This is a genomic window from Streptomyces sp. NPDC021012 (assembly GCF_044333355.1).
GTDB lineage: Bacteria > Actinomycetota > Actinomycetes > Streptomycetales > Streptomycetaceae > Streptomyces.
Window position 1 is genome coordinate 112,451 of sequence record NZ_JBIRQU010000012.1, and the last position, 17,830, is coordinate 130,280.

Here is a 17,830-nt window from a genome sequence, read left to right on the forward strand (position 1 = left end):
TGCTGCTGTCCGCGTTCCGTGCTGCTGTCCGTGCCTCGTGCTGCTGTCCGCGTTCCGTGCTGCTGTCCGTGCCTCGTGCTGCTGTCCGCGTTCCGTGCTGCCGTCCGTGCCTCGTGCTGCTGTCACTGCGAACGGCCGGGGTGTTGCCGGTAGTCCGACTGCGGCCGTGTGGGGTGGAGGGTCTTGGGTGAGTGTGTCTTCGCGTGGTGGGAGTCCTGGTGGGTTTTTTGGCGGGCGGGGTGTTCCCCCCTGCCGTGCCGGTGCCGTCGGCCGGGTTGGTGATGCGCTGTTGGCCTGCTGCCGGCGTGGAGGGGGGGCGTATCGGGCCGGGGTGCGGCTGACCGTGTTCGGGTGCGGCGGCTGCGGTCAGGTCTTTTGGCGGTAGGTTCCGGGCGGGGTGCCGTGGGTGCGTTTGAAGGTGTGGGCGAAGGCGTACTCGGAGGTGTAGCCCACTTGGGCGGCGATTGATCTCAGTGGTGCGTTTGAGGTCCGCAGCAGTCGTGCTGCCGTGGTCATCCGCCACCAGGTCAGGTAGGTCAGGGGTGGCTGGCCTACCAGGCGGGTGAAGCGCTTGGCGAAGGGTGCCCGGGAGAGTCCGGCTTCCGCGGCGAGTTTCGCGACGGTCCACGGTGCGGCCGGGTCGTGGTGGATGGCGTGGAGGGCGGCGGTGACCGGCGGGTCGTTCAGCGCGGCGGCCCATCCGGTGGTGTGGCCCCCTGTTGGGGGGCGTTGGTCGAACCAGATGCGCAGGATGTAGAGCAGCAGGGTGTCCAGGAGGGCGGGGACGGCCGCGTCCGTGCCCGGGTTCGGGGTCTCCAGCTCGGCGGCGAGGAGCTTGACCGCCGAGTCCAGCTCGGCACGGCGGCCGGGGTGGGCGGGCAGGTGGATCAGATCCGGGAGGGACAGCAGCAGCGGGTGGGCGCGGGACGGATCGAGTTGGTAGGCCCCGCAGAGCAGGACGGTGGCCGGGCCGCCGTCTTTGCTTCTGTCGACGCTGTCCGATGCGTAGGCGTCGTAGGGTTGCGGGTTGTCGGGGCTGCAGGCAGGGGTCGTCACCGGGGTCTGGGGGCTGTCGGCCAGGGTGTGGCCTTTGCCGTGTGGCAGGAACACCACGTCTCCCGTGGCCAGGTGGACGGGTTCGGCGTTCGCGGGCAGCAGCCAGCAGGAGCCCTGCAGGACCGCCTGGAAGCCCGCCGAGCCTGGTACGGAGGAGAACTCCTGTGCCCACGGGGCGTGCCATCGCACATGCGCCGACCGGGGTCGGCCGGTCCGTGTCACCGCGACCACATCGCTCAGTACGTCCATGCCCCGAGCGTAGAGCGCGAGACGATCGCGTAGGGATGGGGGAGTTCTTGCGCATGGCTCGTCCTCGTCCGCCCTCGTAGGTTCACGGCATGACGATGATGAAGACCGCACGCATCCACGGGTTCGGCGATGCCTGCGTGATCCGCTACGACGATGTTCCGCGTCCGCGGCCCGGCCCCGGTGAAGTGCTCATCCGTGTCGCCGCCGGCTCGTTCAACCCCACCGAGGCCGCGTTGCGGGCCGGACTGCTGCAGTCGTTTTTTCCCGTGGACTTGCCCTACGTGCTCGGCTGGGACGTCGCCGGCACCGTGGCCGAGATCGGCGCGGGGGCAAAGGGGTTCGCGGTGGGCGACCGTGTCATCGGACGGCTCGACGGCGGCGGTGCGGCTGCCGAGTACGTCCGGGCGCCCGCCGCCGTGCTGACCGCGGCACCGAAGTCCATCCCGCTGGCTCATGCCGCAGCGCTTCCTGTGGCCGGCCTGACGGCGTGGCAGGCGGTGTTCGAGCACGGGAGGGTGGCCAGGGGCCGGCGGGTGCTGGTCAACGGTGCGGGTGGCGGTGTCGGAGGCTTCGTCACGCAGCTTGCCAAGCATGTGGGGGCCGAGGTGATCGCCACGGCCGGTCCCCGGAGTACCGAGGCGGTCCTGCGGCAGGGGGCGGACCACGTCGTCGACTACACCGCTCGGTCGGTGAGCGCCGCGCTCGACGGCCCGGTGGACATCCTGCTCAACCTGGTGCCGTTGAGCCCGCAGGACGCTGCGGCTCTGACTCCTGTGGTGCGGCGGGGAGGGCGGATCGTGTCGATCGCAACCCCGATCGAGCCTCCTGCCGACGCCGGCGTGAGCGCGGTGCACCTGGTCGCCCGCAACGATGTGGCGGACCTGGGGGCGCTTGTGGACCTCGTCGACGCCGGCGCGGTCCGCATCGACATCAGCTCATCGCGTCCCCTGTCCGACCTCGCCGAGGTCCACCGCCTCAGCCAAGCGGGCCGGACCCGGGGCAAGGTCCTCATCATCCCGTGAGTCCAGGTGGCCGGAGCCGGGATCCGGCTCTCGCGGACGCGCGGCCGCCAGGTACGTTCCCCCGTGCCTGGCTGGGCCCGTTCCCGTGCACGCCGGCACCTGCGGCTTCCAGGACGAAGACGGCTCGCTGGCAGGCGCGGGGCCCCGGCCGGTGCGGTGCTCTCCCCGGCCCCGCCCACCGGTTCCGTCGGGCCGTTCTCGTTCCCGGCCGCTGCCGGTCGGTTCCCGGCGTTGCGGGACCGGTACCGGTTCTGCCGGGCGGGCTTGCCGGCCGGTGCGGGGTGGTCCCCGGCCGGTACCGCCGTTGTCCGGTCCTGCCGGGCTGCCGCCGGTCCCGGCCGCTGCCGCCGTCCCGGTCCTGGCGGTGCGGGGCTGTCCTCCGGCCGGCGCCGGGCCGTTGGCCGGTCCCGGTGGGCCGTCGGCGGCGGGTGCGGGGCCGCCCCCCCCGGCCGGCGCCGGCCGGTGCGGGGTGGTCCCCGGTTCCGTCGGGCCGTTCTCGTTCCCGGCCGCTGCCGGTCGGTTCCCGGCGTTGCGGGACCGGTACCGGTTCTGCCGGGCGGGCTTGCCGGCCGGTGCGGTGCCGTCGGCACCGGCCGGTGCGCCGTTCCCGGTCCTGGCGGTGCGGGACCGTTTGCCGGTCCTGCCGGTCCTGCCGGGCGGGCCGTCACCGGCCGGGGCGGTGGCGGGTTCCGCCGGGCCGGCCCGGCCGGGGTGGGGGCCGTGGCCGGTGCCGGTGGCGGGTCGTCACGGTCCGGCGTGGGGGCCGGGCGGTGCCGGTGCTGCCGGGGTGCCGGGCGGGCGGGTGCCGGGCCGGGGCCGGCGTGGATGGGGTGGTGGTTACCGGTCATTGCCGGGTGGTTACCGGTCGTTGCGGGGTGGGGGCGGGGGTGTCAGTGGTCGGGGTGGGCGAGGATTGCTTCCAGCATGCGGCGCAGGGTGTCGATGTCGTCCTGGCCGAGGTGGCGGGCCCACATGCGTTCCATGTCGCCCAGGATGCGGGCGGCGGCGAGCTGGCCGGCGCGGCCGCGGTCGGTGAGGCGGATGAGTTTGGCCCGCCGGTCGCGCGGGTCGGGGGTGCGTTCGAGGTAGCCGTGGCGTTCGAGTTCGTCGACGACCTCGGCGATGGCCTGTTTGGTGAACCCGGAGCGTTCGGCGAGCGCGGTCAGCCGGGTGCCGTCGGGGTCGATGAACCGGAAGACCGAGCCGTGCCGGAAGCGGATCTCTTCGAAGCCCTCCTCGTGCAGGTGGCGGTGGAGCCGGTCGATGGTGAGGTCCTTGGCCTGCGCGAGCAGGGTGGGCAGCGGGAGGTGCCCTTCGCCGGGTTCGTGCGCTGGGGTGGTCATCTCGGGCCGCCTTCCGGACACAGCCAAGTAGTCAGGGGGCTTGACTAAAAAGTAGTAAGGTTGCTTGACTAACTTTAGCGGCCCCATCACCCGGCCGCGAGAGCCACCACGCCCCACCGGCAGCGGAAGAGGGACCACACAGCCATGAGCACTCCGGGCGCACCCACCCCCGACACCACTCCCAGCAGCGACTTCGACCAGGCCGTCGAGGCCTTAGCCCGGCAGGTCAAGGGCGTCGTGCTGACCCCCGGCCAGGAGGGCTACGACGCCCAGCGCGCCGGGAACCAGACCGGGCGCACCCACCGCCCGGCGGTCCTGGTCGGCGCCAGCGGCCCCGCCGACGTGCAGCAGGCCGTCGTCTTCGCCGCCCGCCACCACCTGCCCGTCGCGGTCCAGGGCACCGGACACGCCCTGGGCGCGGTCGCCGCCGACGGCGGCGTCCTGATCAACACCTCCCGCATGACCGGCCTGCGCATCGACACCCGGGCCGCCACCGCCTGGGTGGCGGCCGGGGTGAGCTGGGACCAGGTCATCCACGAGGCCGCCCCGGCCGGCCTGGCCCCGCTGGCCGGCTCCGCCCCCGGCGTCGGCGTCGTCTCCTACACCCTGGGCGGCGGCCTGGGACTGCTCTCCCGCCGCTACGGCTATGCCGCCGACCACGTCCGCAGCATCGACGTCGTCACCGCCGACGGCCGGCTGCGGCACGTCACCCCCGCCTCCGACCCCGACCTGTTCTGGGCCCTGCGCGGCGGCCGGGACAACTTCGGCGTGGTCACCGGCCTCGAGATCGACCTCATGCCCGTCCCCACCCTCTACGGCGGCGGCCTGTTCTTCGACTACGCCTCCGCCCGCGAGGTCCTGGACACCTACCTGAGCTGGTCGGCCGGCATGCCCGAGGAGATGACCTCCTCCCTGGCCGTGATCTCCTTCCCCGACGCCCCCGTCCTGCCGCCGCCGCTGCGCGGCCGCCACGTCGTCCACGTCCGCATCGCCTACGCCGCCGACGACCTCAGCCCGGCCAAGGACCTCATCGCCCCCCTGCGGGCGCTCGGCCCCTTCAACGACACCGTGCGCGAACTGCCCTACGCCGAGGTCGGCACCATCCACAACGACCCGCCGGTGCCCGGCTCCTTCGAGTCCGCCACCGCCCTGCTGGGCGAACTCGGCCCCGACGCGGCCGGTGCCCTGCTCGACCTGGTCGGGCCGCACGCCCCGGTCCCGCACGTCGTCGAACTGCGCCACCTGGGCGGCGCGCTGGCCCGCCCGGCCCGCGTCCCCAACGCCGTCGGTCACCGCGACGCGCACTACCTGATCAACATCGTCTCGCGGCTGGAACGCGCCGACCTCACCGACATCCAGCCCGCCCACGAACACCTCGTCCAGGCCCTCGCCCCCTGGAGCACCGGCGGCCGGGCCCTGACCTTCCTCAACGGCCGGCGCGACGCCGAACACGTGCGCTCCGCCTACGACCCCGAGGACTACCGGCGCCTGACCGAGCTCAAGGCCGTCCACGACCCCGGCAACCTCTTCCGCCTCAACCACAACATCCCCCCGGCCACCCCCGCCTGACCCGCCCCCCGGCCGGGACACCCCCCTGCGGCCACCACCGCCAGGACCGTCCCGGCCCCACACCGGCCCCGGCGCCCCCGGCCCCGGACCCGAACCGCCCGCACGCTCCCGCCCCTTGGGCCGCGCCCGGGCATCCGGACCCGGGCATCCGGGCCCGCTACCCGGGTCCGGACCGCCCGCCCGTGCCCGCCCCCGGACCGCGCCCGGGCACCCGTGCCCGGGCATCCGGGCCGCACACCGCCGCACGCTCCCGACGCTCCGGTCCGGCCGTGCGTGCCCGGCACCCGGCCCGCACCCCGTCCGTACGCTCCGGTGCCCCGGGCCGGTCGGTCCGCACCCGGTACGCCCCGGGACCGGTCCGCCGGCCGGCGCCCGGCCCGTACACCGCCCGTACGCTCCCCATGCCCCGGGCCGTCCCGTCCGCCCCCGGTACCCGTGCCCGGTCTGCCGGTACGGGTCCGGGACCCGCACCGTCCGCGCCCGGCGCCCCGGACCCGGACCGCCCGCACCCCCCGGGGCCGTACGCCCCGCCCGGGCCGTACGCTCCCGGTACGCCCCGGGACCGGTCCGCCGGCCGGCGCCCGGCACCCGGCCCGTGCACCGCCCGTACACGCCCGGCCCCCCGGCCCGTCCCGTCCTCCTCCGGTACCCCCCCCGGGCTCGAACCGCCCGCACGCTCCCGCCCCTTGGGCCGCGCCCGGAGCCCGGCCCGGCCTGCCGGTACGGGCCCGGCACCCGGGCCGCACCCCGTCCGTACGCTCCCGGTACCCCGGGCCGGTCGGTCCGCACCCCTGCCCCCGAGCCGTACGCTCCCGATGCCTCCGCGCCCGGTCCGCCGGCCGGCGCCCGGGCCGTGCACCGCCCGTGCCCGGTACACCCCGTGCCCGGTCTGCCGGTACGGGTCCGGGACCCGGGCCGTGCACCGTCCGTACGCTCCCGGTGCCCCGGGCCGTGCCCCGGCTGCTGGCTGCCTGTGGGGCCGGAGAGGGGGTGACGCGAACGGCCGGACAGGCCCCCCTCTATTTTCTCGGGGGTCTGTCCGGCCGTTCGCCGTTCCCGGCCGGCCCGGGCCCCGGGGCTGGGGCTGGGTCCGGGGCTCGGGGTCAGTGTTTTTCCGGGCCCAGGTGGACGGGCAGGCCGGTGACGGAGTTGGAGAAGATGGAGGGGACGGGCTGGAGGTCGGCGGGGTCGACGGCGAGCCGGAGGTGGGGGTAGCGGGCGAACAGCGGGGGCAGGGCGGCCATGGCCTCGAAGCGGGCGAGGGCGGGGCCGATGCACACGTGGGGGCCGGTACCGAAGGCGAGGTGGCGCTTGACGGGCCGGGTGATGTCGAACCGGTCGGCGTCCTCGCCGTACTGGCTCGGATCGCGGTTGACGCCGCTCCAGGGGGCCAGGATCGCGTCGCCCCGGGGGATGGTGACGCCGGCGACGGTGATGTCCTGGGTGGGGAAGCGGGCGGGGAAGTTGCCCACCGGGGAGTCCCAGCGCAGGGTCTCCTCCACCACCTCGCCCCACAGGGCCATGCCGCCCTCGCGGACCATCGCGAGCTGGTCGGGGTGGGTCAGCAGGGCGCGGGTGGCGTTGACGATCAGGCTGATCGAGGTCTCGTGGCCGGCGCCGATCAGCGTCCACAGGGTGTCTTCGAGTTCCTCGTCGGTGAACGCCTCCTCGCCCTCCTCGGTCCCGGCGGCCAGCAGCGCGCTGGTCAGGTCGTCGGCCGGCTCGGCGCGCCGCATCGCGAACAGCCGGGTGAACAGCTCGTGCCGTTCGGCCTGGGCGGCCAGGAACTGCTCGGCGGTGGTGTCGGCGCGTATGACGCTGTCGATCAGTTCGCGGAACCTCGCCCACCAGGCCTCGGGGATGCCGATCAGCTCGCAGATGACCTGCATGGGGAACGGGTAGGCGTAGTGCCTGCGCAGGTCGACGACGCCGTCGGGGCCGGCCTGGCGGGGCAGGTCGTCCAGCATGCCGGCGACGATCTGGTCGATCCGGGGGCCCATGCGTTCCACCCGGCTGCGGGTGAAGGTCCGGGTCAGCGGGCGGCGCAGCCGCCGGTGTTCGGCGCCGTCCCGGGCCATCATGTTGTTCAGCCGGATCATGCCCAGCAGCGGCCAGTCGTCGGGGATCTCCCCGCGCCGCAGCGCCTCCCAGGTGCGCCAGTCCCGCCCCACCCGCGGGTCGGCCGACAGCTCGGCCAGCAGCGCGTAGTCGGTGACCACCCACATGCGCACCCCGCCGGGCAGCACGGCCCGCACCACCGGGCCCAGGGCGCGCATCGCGGCCGCCTCGCCGTGACGGTCCACGCCCGCGGGATCGATCGGGAACAGCGGTGCAGAGGCGGTACTGAGCGTCGTGTCGGTCATGACGGCGTTCCTCCTGGCGTGCTTGAGACCGGATCGCGGCCGGCTCGAGTCCGGATCCCGGCCGGCTTGAGGTCGGATCGAAAATGCCACCAGGCTCTGCTTGACAACGACTAACCCCCCACCACAGTCCGCAGGTCACACCCCCTCTTCCCGCCCCGCCCCCGCCCCGCCCCCGCCCCGCCCCGCGCGCGGCGCGGGGGCGGGAGGCGAGGGCGGCTCCACCGGGGCTCCACGCGGCGTTGCTAGCCTCCGGCCCCGATTCCGGCCAGCCACCGGCAGCGCGCGAGACGAGCAACGAGCGACGAGCAACGAGCAACGAGCAACGAGCGACGAGCAACGAGCGACGGGCGACGTGCCGGGCTCGCGCGAAGAAAAAGTGAACAAAGCGATGGGGGAGTGCCGCCATGAGCGCACCGAGCACACCGAACAACGACACCCGCCCGCACCCTGAGGCCGCACGCGAACTCAGCCCGGGCGAACGCTGGTACTGGATCATCGACCAGCTCTCCACGCTCAACGTCTGCGCCCGCGTCCGTGTCCAGGGCGAGCTGCCGGCCCGGCAGCTGCGCACCGCACTGGCCGCGCTGCAGGCCCGCCACCCGCAGCTGCGCACGGCGATAGCCGCCGGCCCGCAGCCCGGCGGCGGGCCGTGGTTCGTGCCCACCGGCCGGCCGATCCCGCTGCGCGAGATCGTCCTGGACGGCCCCGAACAGGACCGGTGGGCGGGGGAGATCGACGCCCGCGAGCTGACCGATCCGGTCGACTGGGCCACCGGCCCGCTGGCCCGCGCCGTCCTGATCAGCACCCCGGACCGGCGCACCCACGATCTGCTGCTGACCGTGCCGCACTGCATCGCGGACGGCACCACCGCCCTGTCCCTGCTGCGCCAGTGGGTCCGGCTCGCCGCCCAGCCGCCCGCCCCCCACACCCCCACCACCACCGGCGGTGCGGGTGGGGCGGGTGGGGGTTTTCCCGAGCCGTTCGAGGCCCTCTTCCCGCCCCGCCCCGACCCGGCCACCCGGCCACAGCCCGCCCAGGAACAGGAGCAGGAGCAGGGGGTGGTGGGCCGGCTGCGGCCGGAACACTTCGTCCCCTTCGACCGGCGCCGCACCCGCATGCTGCACCGCTTCCTCGACGCCGACGTCCTCGACCGCCTGGCCTCGGCCTGCCGGCGGGAGGCCACCACCCTGCACGGCCTGCTGGCCGCCGCCCTGGCCTGCGCGGTCGCCCACGACGCCCAGGCCGCGCCCCGGGCCTGGTTCGCGGTCGGCTCCCCGCTGTCCCTGCGCGACGAACTGACCCGCACGGTCCTCGAGGACGAGGCCGGCTGCTACGTCTCGGCCCTGCACTCCCAGGTCCGCTACCAGCCCGACGACGTGTGGGCGATGGCCCGGTCCATCAACGACGACCTCGCCGCCCGCAAGAAGCACGGCGAACAGTACGACGTGTTCGACCTGCTCGCCGTCCAGGGACCGGCCGGCACCGCCGACAGCGAGCCCTTCATCCGGCACTTCGAGGAGAACGGGCCCTTCAACTTCTTCGTCTCCAACATCGGCCGCTTCGCCTTCCCCACCGAACTGGCCGCCCCGACGGGCACCTGGCAGCTGTCCGGCGCCCAGTTCGTCGGCGGGATCTCGGTGGTCGGCTACCTCGGCTCCTCGGTGACCACCAGCCAGGGCCGCCTGTCGTGGAACTTCACCCACATCGAGCAGGCCGTCTCCGCCGAACGCGCCCGGCGCATCGCCGACGACAGCATCCGCCGGGTCATCGCCGCGGCCGGAAACTGACCCACCCCGGCCGCGGCCGGAAACCGACCCGCCCCGGCCGCAGCCGGAAACCGACCCGCCCCGGCCGCAGCCGGAAACCAGCCACCGGACACCGAAAAAAATTAAAGAAAGAAAAAAGGGGGGGCCGGCCGCGGTCGCACCGGGACCATTCGGCCCGGTGGCCGCGGCCGGCCCCCTTCCTTATTTTCCTGCTGCTTCTTTTCCTGTTTCCCGCAGGTCAGTGCAGCTTGAGCGCCAACTGGACGCCCTGATGCACCGGAAGCGTCAGCGACAGATACCCGTTCGCCGGATCGTCGATGTGGGCCCGGAACTCCTCGTACACCCCGCGGCCGATATCCAGATCGACATCGTCGATCACCACCAGCGCACCGGGCCGCAGCCGCGGCTCGACCAGCCGCAGAACCGGCAGCCGCAGATCCAGCCACCCGTCCAGCAGCACCAGATCCACCGGCCCGGACAGCTCCTTGAGCGTCTCGCGCGCGTCACCGACCCGCAGGTCGACCAGATCGTCCAGGCCCGCGGCGGCGAAATTCTCCTTCGCCGCGCGCGCCTTGTCCTGCTGCAGCTCGGTCGTGACCACCCGGCCGCCGCCGTTGTCGCGCACCGCGGACGCCAGATACAGCGTGGAGATCCCGAACGAGGTCCCGAACTCCACCACCGTGCGCGCCCGCACCGCACGGGTCAGCAGATACAGCAGCCGCCCGCCCTCCCGGGACACCGACATGATGATGTCCTTGGTGCGTTCGGCCAGCTCCGCGGCGCTCATCTCGGCCGGGAAGTCACCGGCCAGATCCACCCCGGCCGCCGCCCACTCGGCCGCCAGGTCCTGCTCGTCCTCCGCCGCCAGCAGCCGGTTCAGCGTCGCTGCGACAGCATCCGATTCCAACGTCGAAGACATCGACGTCACGCTCCTCGTCTCATACGGCCACCGGCCGGTGCCGGGCCGTCGGCTTCAGGGGATCAGAACGGTCTTGCCGACCGGCTTGAACACCGCGAGGTCCTCGTGCACCCCGCGCAGCTCCGCCAGCGGACGGCGCTGCGCCACATGCACCCGCACCTCGCCGGCGTCCACCTTCGCCACCAGCTCGGCCAGCCGGGCCGCGTCACTGCGCCCGAACACCTGCGCGTTGCGCACCCCGCGCCCGGTCTCGGCCACGCCCGGGGGAACGGTGTTGGCGAACACGCCGCCGTCCGCCACCAGATCCACCAGCTTCGCCAGCTCCTCCTGCTGGGGCAGGAACACCAGGTTCAGCACCACGTCGAACCGCTCACCGGCCACCGCCTGGGCCACCGGGGTCGCGGTGTAGTCGATGACCCGCCCGGCCCCGTAGGACGCCACCCGCTCGGCGCTGTCCGGGCCGGCGGTCGCCGTCACCGCGGCACCGGCCTGCGCGGCGAACTGCACCGCGTACCCGCCCACCGCACCGCCGGCGCCGTTGATCAGGACACTCTGCCCCGCGCTCAGCCCGGCGTGCTCGAACAGCGCCTGCCAGGCCGTCAGCGCCACCGACGGCAGCGCCGCCGCCTCGGCCAGCTCGATGCTGCGCGGCGCGGCCGCCAGCACCTCGGCCGGCGCCACCGCGTACTCGGCGGCCGCACCGGGACCGGCGATCGGCAGCCACGCCACCACCGCGTCGCCCTCGCTCCACCCGCTCACGCCCTCGCCGACCTCGGTGACCACACCGGCGACGTCGTAGCACGGCACGTGCGGCAGCGCCAGGTCGAACACCTCCCTGACATAGCCCGCGCGCAGCGACGCGTCGACCGGGTTGACCGCCGCGCCCGCGACCCGCAGCACGACCTGGCCCGCCCCGGCCCGCGGCACGTCCGTCTCCTCGTGGACCAGGACATCGGCATCGCCATAGGAATGGAAACGCACTGCCTTCATGATCAGAACTCTCCTCGTCAATTGCCTCAGAACTTCAACCGGCCCCATGCTCCGGCGGCATCCCCATGACGGCCCGGCCGTGAACTCCCTTTCCCCCGCGAACGCCACCGCATCATTTGAGCACCCCTCAGTTATTAGCATCGAAACACCGGCGCCGACCAGACGGATCAGCGCCACCCCAGCACGCTTCGAGGAATACTCAAGCCGCCTTTGAACAGGTGTCCGTAGCGTCGGCCAACGATCCCTGATAACCGGGGGCGAAAACCGGGGAAGAGGCTCTTGCATGCCCCCGCGTCGCTGTACACAACCCGGTATACGGCTATCCGGAAGGGCTCGGCATGACGCACACCACGCTCCTGACCACCGCACCGCCTCCGGGCCGCGCACGATGACCGGCACACCCCCCGCCGCCGGGCGCACCGGCCGGCCGGCCCCGGCCCGCTTCCACGCCCTGGGCCCCGTCCAGGCCACGGTCGCGGGCCGGACGGTGGACCTGGGCGCGCCCAAACAGCGCACCCTGCTGGCCCTGCTGGTCAGCCAGGCCGGCCGGACGGTGAGCACCGACGTCATCCTGGAGGCCCTGTGGGAAGGCAGCCCGCCGCCCTCGGCGATGACCTCCCTGCAGGCCTATGTCGCCAAACTCCGCAAGGTCCTCGAACCGCACCGCGCACCGCGCACCCCGGCCGCCGTGCTGCGCACCCGCCCCGGCGGCTACGTGCTGGACGCCCCGGCCGCCGACATCGACGTGCACCGCTTCACCGCGCATGCCGAGGCGGGCCGCCGGGCCCGGGACCGCCAGGACCCCCAGGGCGCGCTGCACGAGTTCGACGCGGGCCTCGCGCTGTGGCGCGGGCAGCCCTTCACGGAGGTCAGCGGCGTCTCCTGCGTCGTGCCGGAGGTGGCACGCCTGGAGGAGACGCGGCTGGCGGTCGTGGAGATGCGGTGCGCGGCCCTGCTGGCCCTGGGCGCCCACGAGGCGGCCGTGGCCGAACTGCGGGCCTTCGTCCAGGCCAACCCGCTGCGCGAGTACGGCTGCGAACTGCTGAGCCTGGCCCTGTACCGGGCGGGCCGGCAGGCCGACGCGCTGGAGGTCCTGCGCGCCCTGCAGGCGAGCCTGTCGGAGGAGCTGGGCGTGGACCCCACCCTGCGGCTGCAGCACATGCGCCAGCAGATCCTCCATCAGGACCCGGAACTGGACTGGCGCCCCGCCCCCCGCGTCCCCGCCGCCCGGCCGGCCCCGCACGACGACCCCGCCCCCCGCACCTTCCCCCACCCGCCCGGCCCGGCCGGCCCGGCCGCCTCGGTGCGGGGAGCCGGTGAGGAGGTGTTCGTCGGCCGGGAGGCGGCCGTGCGCCGGCTGACCGAGGCCCTGGCCGCGGCCGAGGCCGGCCGCGGCCAGGTGGTGCTGGTGTCGGGGGAGCCGGGCGCCGGCAAGACCAGCCTGCTGCGCCGGTTCGCCGAACGCTCGGGCGTCCCGGTGCTGTGGGGCACCTGCGCCGAGCACCTCGCCCCGCCGCCGCTGTCGCTGTGGCAGCAGGTGCTGCGCGCGGCCGACACCGCCTTCCCCCACCACCCGGCCCCCCGCACCCTGGCCCGCCTGCTCACCCCCACCCCCCACCCGCCCACCCCCGGCACACCGGCCTTCGGCCCCCACCCGAACCCCGGTACGCAGCCCCCCGGTACACCGGTCCTCGGCACACGGCTTCCCGGTACCCCGGCCCCCGGCCCCCACCCGAACCCCGGTACGCGGCCTCCCGGTACACCGGTCCTCGGCACGCGGCCTCCCGGTACCCCGGCCTTCGGCACCCACCCGCCGGCCCCCCACCCGCCGGCGCCCGGCGAGCCGGGGCCGGCCGACGCCCTCGCCCGGCACCTGGCCGTCCTGTCCCGGGCGGGGGCGCTGGTGGTCATGCTCGACCATGCGCACCGGGCCGACGAGGCCTCGCTGCGGATGCTGGCCCGCCTGGCCCGCCGGGTGCCCGACAGCCGGCTGCTGCTGATCGTCGCCTACCGCACCGAGGAGGCACCGGCCCTGCAGGGGGTGCTAGCCGCGCCGGCGGGCACGGGGCCCGCCCGCATCGAGCTGCGCGGGCTCGGCCCCCGCGACACCCGGGCCCTGGCCAGCGCCCTGGTCGGCGGCGAGGTCAGCCCCCGCACCGCCGAAGGCCTGTGCGCCCGCTCCGGGGGCAACCCGTTCTTCCTGCGCGAGATGATCCGGCTGCTGGCCGGCGAGCAGCGCACCGCACCGTCCCCCGGCCCGCCGGTCGCCGCCCCGGTGCGCCAGGTGGTCCTCCAGCGCCTGGCCCGGCTGCCCGAACCCGCCGCCGAACTCCTGGCCGTGGCCGCCGTCGCCGGTCGGCACTTCGACGTCGAGGTCGTCGCCGACGTGGCCGGCGTCGAGATCGACACGGCGCTCGCGGTCCTGGACCACGCGATCGCGGCCGGCCTGGTCGACGAGGACCCCCGGCACCTGGGCTGGTTCCGCTTCACCGACACCGTCGTCGCCGAGGCCCTGTACGAGACCACCGGACGCATGCGCCGGGGACGGCTGCGGCTGCGGATCGAAGCGGCCGCCGGCCGCGCCTGGACGGCCGGCCGGCCCGGCGCACACCTCGCCCCCGCCCCCACCGCCCGCGGGACATGAACCCGCCCCACCCGCCCGCCGCCACCGGCGCGGCGGGCCGGGGCGGCGGGCGGGCGTGCCGGCGCCAGCCCGCCCCAAGCCCCGGTCAAGCCGCACACCACATGCTGAGACAAGGCAGCCGCGACAAGGCACCGGCCCTTGCGCGACTCGAAGGGAACGCCCCATGACTGCACACGCCACCCTCGCCCGATTCCGCGAGTACATGGTGGGACCCGCACGGTTCATGAACCTGCTGTCCTGCTTCGAACTCGGCCTCATCGACGCGCTGCGCGACCAGCCCGGCATGACCGCGGCCGAACTCGGCGCGGTCGCCGGGGCCAAACCCGACGCCATCGCCCAGCTGCTCAACCTGCCCGTCAAGGAAGGCTTCCTCGCCCACGACGAGACCGCCGGCACCTACCGCCTGGACGCGCTCGCCGACGTCGAGGCGGCCGACCTGCAGCGGGTGCTGGACTTCATGGGCAAGATCAAGGCCACCACCCTGCGCCAGCTGTACTACCTCACCGAGAGCGTGCGCACCGGCACCCTGGTCGGGCTGAAGGAACTCTACGGATTCGACGGCGACCTGTACGGCGCGATGGCCGTCCACGCCGACCTGCGCGAACCGTGGTCGAAGCTGATGGACTCCGTCACCGACCGCATCGACCCCTGGTTCTTCGACCACATCGACGTCCCCGCCGGCGCCCGGGTGCTGGACCTGGCCGGACACACCGGCCTGGGCGCCATCCACACCCACAAGTTCAAGGCCTCGCCCGGCCTGCACGTGACCACCTTCGACCTGCCGGACAAGCGCGAGGACTGCCTGGCCAACTTCCGCGCCCACGGCCTGGAGGAGGCCACCGCGTTCATCGGCGGCGACGTCTTCCAGGGCGTGCCCGAGGGCTTCGACACCATCCTGATCAAGCACTTCCTGAACATGTTCGACAAGGACGACGTGCTCAGGATCCTGCGCAACGTCCACGCCTCCCTCCAGCCCGGCGGACGCCTGCACATCCTGGTCCCGATCTACGCCGAGGACATCAAGGAGTCCTGGAGCGTGGACTACTACCCCTCCTTCTTCCTGGGCTGCGCCACCGGACAGGGCGGCCCGCAGAAGCTGTCGACGTTCGCGAACTGGCTGGAGCAGGCCGGGTTCACCGTCACCCGGCAGCTGTCCCAGAACCCGGCGGACCTGCCGCCGGACGCCCTGCCGCTGCAGGGCATCTTGAGCGCGACGAAGAACGGCTGACCGCCCGCACCACCACCCCCTTTTTTTTCGTGTCCACCTCACCCGGGAGGGTCATGTCCCGCCGCCTGTTCACCTCGGAGTCCGTCACCGAGGGCCACCCCGACAAGATCGCCGACCAGATCAGCGACACCATCCTCGACGCCCTGCTGCGCGAGGACCCCGCCTCACGCGTCGCGGTGGAGACCCTGATCACCACCGGCCAGGTCCACATCGCCGGAGAGGTCGCCACCACCGCCTACGCCGACATCGCCGGCCTGGTCCGCGACACCATCCTCGCCATCGGCTACGACTCCTCGAAGAAGGGCTTCGACGGCGCCTCCTGCGGCGTGTCGGTGTCCATCGGCGCCCAGTCCCCGGACATCGCCCAGGGCGTCGACACCGCCTACGAAAAACGCGTCGAGGGCGCCGGCGACGACGACCTCGCCCGCCAGGGCGCCGGCGACCAGGGCCTGATGTTCGGCTACGCCACCGACGAGACCCCCAGCCTGATGCCGCTGCCCATCCACCTCGCCCACCAGCTCTCCCGCCGCCTGACCGAGGTCCGCAAGAACGGCACCATCCCCTACCTGCGGCCCGACGGAAAGACCCAGGTCACCCTCGAGTACGACGGCGACACCCCCGTGCGCCTCGACACCGTCGTCGTCTCCTCCCAGCACGCCTCCGACATCGACCTGGAGGCGCTGCTCACCCCCGACATCCGCACCCACGTCGTCGAACCCGTCCTGGCCCACCTGGCCCACGACGGCATCAAACTCGACACCGACGGCTACCGGCTGCTCGTCAACCCCACCGGCCGCTTCGAGATCGGCGGCCCGATGGGCGACGCCGGCCTGACCGGCCGCAAGATCATCATCGACACCTACGGCGGCATGGCCCGCCACGGCGGCGGCGCCTTCTCCGGCAAGGACCCCTCCAAGGTCGACCGCTCCGCCGCCTACGCCATGCGCTGGGTCGCCAAGAACGTCGTCGCCGCCGGCCTGGCCAAGCGCTGCGAGGTCCAGGTCGCCTACGCCATCGGCAAGGCCGAACCCGTCGGCCTGTTCGTCGAGACCTTCGGCACCCACACGATCGACACCGAGAAGATCGAACACGCCATCGCCCAGGTCTTCGACCTGCGCCCGGCCGCGATCATCCGCGACCTCGACCTGCTGCGCCCCATCTACGCCGCCACCGCCGCCTACGGCCACTTCGGCCGCGACCTGCCCGACTTCACCTGGGAGCGCACCGACCGCGCCGACGCCCTCAAGCAGGCCGCCCGCACCGCCTGACCCTCCTCCCGCGCCGGGCCCCGGCGGACCCCGGCCGGGACCCACCGAGCCAGTGGTGCGCGGTACCCCCCACCGCCGCGCACCACTTCCCCCCTGCCCGTACACGACCGGAAGGACCACGATGACGCCGCAGCAGGCGGGCCACGTGCTGATCGTCGGTGCCGGGATCGCCGGCATGGCGGCGACCCTCACCCTGCGCCGCATCGGAGCGCGGGTCGACCTGATCGACCTCGCCCCCGACTGGACGGTGATCGGCGCCGGCCTGACCATCACCGGCCCGACCCTGCGCGCCCTGAAACAGCTCGGCGTCTACGACGAGGTCGCCGCCCAGGGCTACGTCGGCGAGGGCATCCGGGTGTGCGGCGTCGACGGCACCCACCTGCACGACATCCCCACCCCGATGCCGCCGCAGGCCGGCGTGCCCGGCTCCGGCGGCATCGGCCGCCCGGTGCTGTACCGGATCCTGTCCTCCCACGTCCTGGCCCACGGGGTACGCCCCCGGTTCGGCACCTCCCTCACCGCGCTGCGGCAGGACCCGGACGGCGTCGACGTCACCTTCAGCGACGGCACCACCGGCCGCTACGACATGGTCGTGGCCGCGGACGGCATCTACTCGCGCACCCGCCACCAGGTCTTCCCCGGCGCCCCCGAACCGCAGTACACGGGCCAGAGCGTGTGGCGCATGTTCGTGCCCCGCCCGCCGGGGGTCGACAGCCGGCACTACTTCCTGGGCGGGCCGGTCAAGGTCGGCTGGACCCCGGTCTCGGCCACCCAGATGTACATGTTCGTCGTCGAACGCACCGAGCGCAGGGTCCGCGCACCCCACGAGCTGCCCGGTGCCCTGGCCGACCTGCTCAAACCCTACGGCGGGCACGTCGCCGCGTTCCGGGAGTCGATCGGCCCGGACACCCCGATCGCCTACCGGCCGCTGGAGTCCTTCGACCTGCCCGGCCCCTGGCACCGCGGGCGGGTCATCCTCGTCGGGGACGCCGCCCACCCCACCACACCGCAGCTGGCCTCCGGCGCGGGCCTCGCGGTCGAGGACGCGCTGGTCCTGGCCGAGGAACTCGCCCGCCACCGCACGGTCCGCGACACCTTCCGCGCCTACTCCGCCCGGCACGAGCAGCGCTGCCGGTTCGTGGTCGACAGCTCCATCGAGATCGGCCGGCTCGAACAGCGCCAGGCACCCCCCCGGGAACAGACCGCCGTGGTCCAACGCGCCCTGGCCCGCCTCGTCGAACCGATCTGACCCCACCCCGCCGCCCCCCGGCCCGAACCCGGCCCCGGCCCGACCGGACGGACCCACCCCGACCGGACGGACCGACCCGGCAGGGCCGGCTCACCCCGACCGGGCCGGCCCCACCCCGACCAGGCGGGCGGACCCGGCAGGGTCGGCCTCACCCCGACCGGGGC

General features: G+C 74.0%; 12 protein-coding genes. 7 read left to right on the forward strand and 5 right to left on the reverse strand.

Translation table 11 applies throughout. The features are described 5' to 3' along the window. Positions 1-366: 366 nt before the first annotated feature. The gene (locus ACH4TP_RS31810; protein ID WP_398439863.1) at positions 367-1,305 is read right to left on the reverse strand and encodes an AraC family transcriptional regulator; all 939 of its coding nucleotides are present in this window, start codon (positions 1,303-1,305) and stop codon (positions 367-369) included. Positions 1,306-1,394: 89 nt separating this feature from the next. On the opposite strand from ACH4TP_RS31810, the gene ACH4TP_RS31815 reads away from it, so the two are divergent. Continuing rightward, positions 1,395-2,327 (forward strand): NADP-dependent oxidoreductase, encoded by a 933-nt coding sequence (locus tag ACH4TP_RS31815; protein WP_398439864.1) that lies wholly within the window; start codon positions 1,395-1,397, stop codon positions 2,325-2,327. An 890-nt stretch (positions 2,328-3,217) separates the two neighbouring features. Here the strand turns inward: ACH4TP_RS31815 and ACH4TP_RS31820 are convergent. After that, the gene (locus tag ACH4TP_RS31820; protein WP_389234736.1) at positions 3,218-3,670 is read right to left on the reverse strand and encodes a MarR family winged helix-turn-helix transcriptional regulator; all 453 of its coding nucleotides are present in this window, start codon (positions 3,668-3,670) and stop codon (positions 3,218-3,220) included. A gap of 144 nt (positions 3,671-3,814) precedes the next feature. Here ACH4TP_RS31820 and ACH4TP_RS31825 point away from each other — a divergent pair, with 144 nt between their 5' ends. After that, a complete protein-coding gene (locus ACH4TP_RS31825) occupies positions 3,815-5,239 on the forward strand; it encodes an FAD-binding oxidoreductase (protein ID WP_398439865.1) in 1,425 nt (474 codons plus the stop codon). 1,103 nt (positions 5,240-6,342) lie between these two features. Here the strand turns inward: ACH4TP_RS31825 and ACH4TP_RS31830 are convergent. Then, entirely contained in the window at positions 6,343-7,602 is a 1,260-nt protein-coding gene (locus ACH4TP_RS31830) for a cytochrome P450 (RefSeq protein ID WP_398439866.1), read from the reverse strand. A 404-nt stretch (positions 7,603-8,006) separates the two neighbouring features. Between ACH4TP_RS31830 and ACH4TP_RS31835 the strand changes: the two genes are divergently transcribed. Next, entirely contained in the window at positions 8,007-9,389 is a 1,383-nt protein-coding gene (locus ACH4TP_RS31835) for a hypothetical protein (RefSeq protein WP_398439867.1), read from the forward strand. 217 nt (positions 9,390-9,606) lie between these two features. Here the strand turns inward: ACH4TP_RS31835 and ACH4TP_RS31840 are convergent, their stop codons facing one another. Next, complete coding sequence (locus ACH4TP_RS31840; protein ID WP_389234748.1) at positions 9,607-10,287, reverse strand: O-methyltransferase; 681 nt, start codon at positions 10,285-10,287, stop codon at positions 9,607-9,609. Between the two features lie 54 nt (positions 10,288-10,341). Further along, complete coding sequence (locus ACH4TP_RS31845) at positions 10,342-11,277, reverse strand: NADP-dependent oxidoreductase (RefSeq protein ID WP_398190524.1); 936 nt, start codon at positions 11,275-11,277, stop codon at positions 10,342-10,344. 388 nt (positions 11,278-11,665) lie between these two features. On the opposite strand from ACH4TP_RS31845, the gene ACH4TP_RS31850 reads away from it, so the two are divergent. From ACH4TP_RS31850 to ACH4TP_RS31865, 4 genes are all read left to right on the forward strand, one after another. Further along, a complete protein-coding gene (locus ACH4TP_RS31850) occupies positions 11,666-13,921 on the forward strand; it encodes a BTAD domain-containing putative transcriptional regulator (RefSeq protein ID WP_398439868.1) in 2,256 nt (751 codons plus the stop codon). Positions 13,922-14,084: 163 nt separating this feature from the next. After that, complete coding sequence (locus ACH4TP_RS31855; RefSeq protein ID WP_389234757.1) at positions 14,085-15,149, forward strand: methyltransferase; 1,065 nt, start codon at positions 14,085-14,087, stop codon at positions 15,147-15,149. Between the two features lie 53 nt (positions 15,150-15,202). Next, positions 15,203-16,417 carry a methionine adenosyltransferase gene (gene metK / locus ACH4TP_RS31860; RefSeq protein WP_398190530.1) on the forward strand — a complete coding sequence of 405 codons (1,215 nt, stop codon included), beginning with the start codon at positions 15,203-15,205 and terminating at the stop codon, positions 16,415-16,417. A gap of 121 nt (positions 16,418-16,538) precedes the next feature. Beyond that, positions 16,539-17,666, forward strand: a complete 1,128-nt coding sequence (locus ACH4TP_RS31865; protein WP_389234762.1) for an FAD-dependent oxidoreductase — start codon at positions 16,539-16,541, stop codon at positions 17,664-17,666. Positions 17,667-17,830: the final 164 nt, after the last annotated feature.

Excerpts from the sequence above, each read along its gene's own strand:
- ACH4TP_RS31810 (WP_398439863.1), bottom strand. The coding sequence starts at position 1,305 with ATGGACGTACTGAGCGATGTGGTCGCGGTGACACGGACCGGCCGACCC.
- ACH4TP_RS31815 (WP_398439864.1), top strand. The coding sequence starts at position 1,395 with ATGACGATGATGAAGACCGCACGCATCCACGGGTTCGGCGATGCCTGC.
- ACH4TP_RS31820 (WP_389234736.1), bottom strand. The coding sequence starts at position 3,670 with ATGACCACCCCAGCGCACGAACCCGGCGAAGGGCACCTCCCGCTGCCC.
- ACH4TP_RS31825 (WP_398439865.1), top strand. The coding sequence starts at position 3,815 with ATGAGCACTCCGGGCGCACCCACCCCCGACACCACTCCCAGCAGCGAC.
- ACH4TP_RS31830 (WP_398439866.1), bottom strand. The coding sequence starts at position 7,602 with ATGACCGACACGACGCTCAGTACCGCCTCTGCACCGCTGTTCCCGATC.
- ACH4TP_RS31835 (WP_398439867.1), top strand. The coding sequence starts at position 8,007 with ATGAGCGCACCGAGCACACCGAACAACGACACCCGCCCGCACCCTGAG.
- ACH4TP_RS31840 (WP_389234748.1), bottom strand. The coding sequence starts at position 10,287 with ATGTCTTCGACGTTGGAATCGGATGCTGTCGCAGCGACGCTGAACCGG.
- ACH4TP_RS31845 (WP_398190524.1), bottom strand. The coding sequence starts at position 11,277 with ATGAAGGCAGTGCGTTTCCATTCCTATGGCGATGCCGATGTCCTGGTC.
- ACH4TP_RS31850 (WP_398439868.1), top strand. The coding sequence starts at position 11,666 with ATGACCGGCACACCCCCCGCCGCCGGGCGCACCGGCCGGCCGGCCCCG.
- ACH4TP_RS31855 (WP_389234757.1), top strand. The coding sequence starts at position 14,085 with ATGACTGCACACGCCACCCTCGCCCGATTCCGCGAGTACATGGTGGGA.
- metK (WP_398190530.1), top strand. The coding sequence starts at position 15,203 with ATGTCCCGCCGCCTGTTCACCTCGGAGTCCGTCACCGAGGGCCACCCC.
- ACH4TP_RS31865 (WP_389234762.1), top strand. The coding sequence starts at position 16,539 with ATGACGCCGCAGCAGGCGGGCCACGTGCTGATCGTCGGTGCCGGGATC.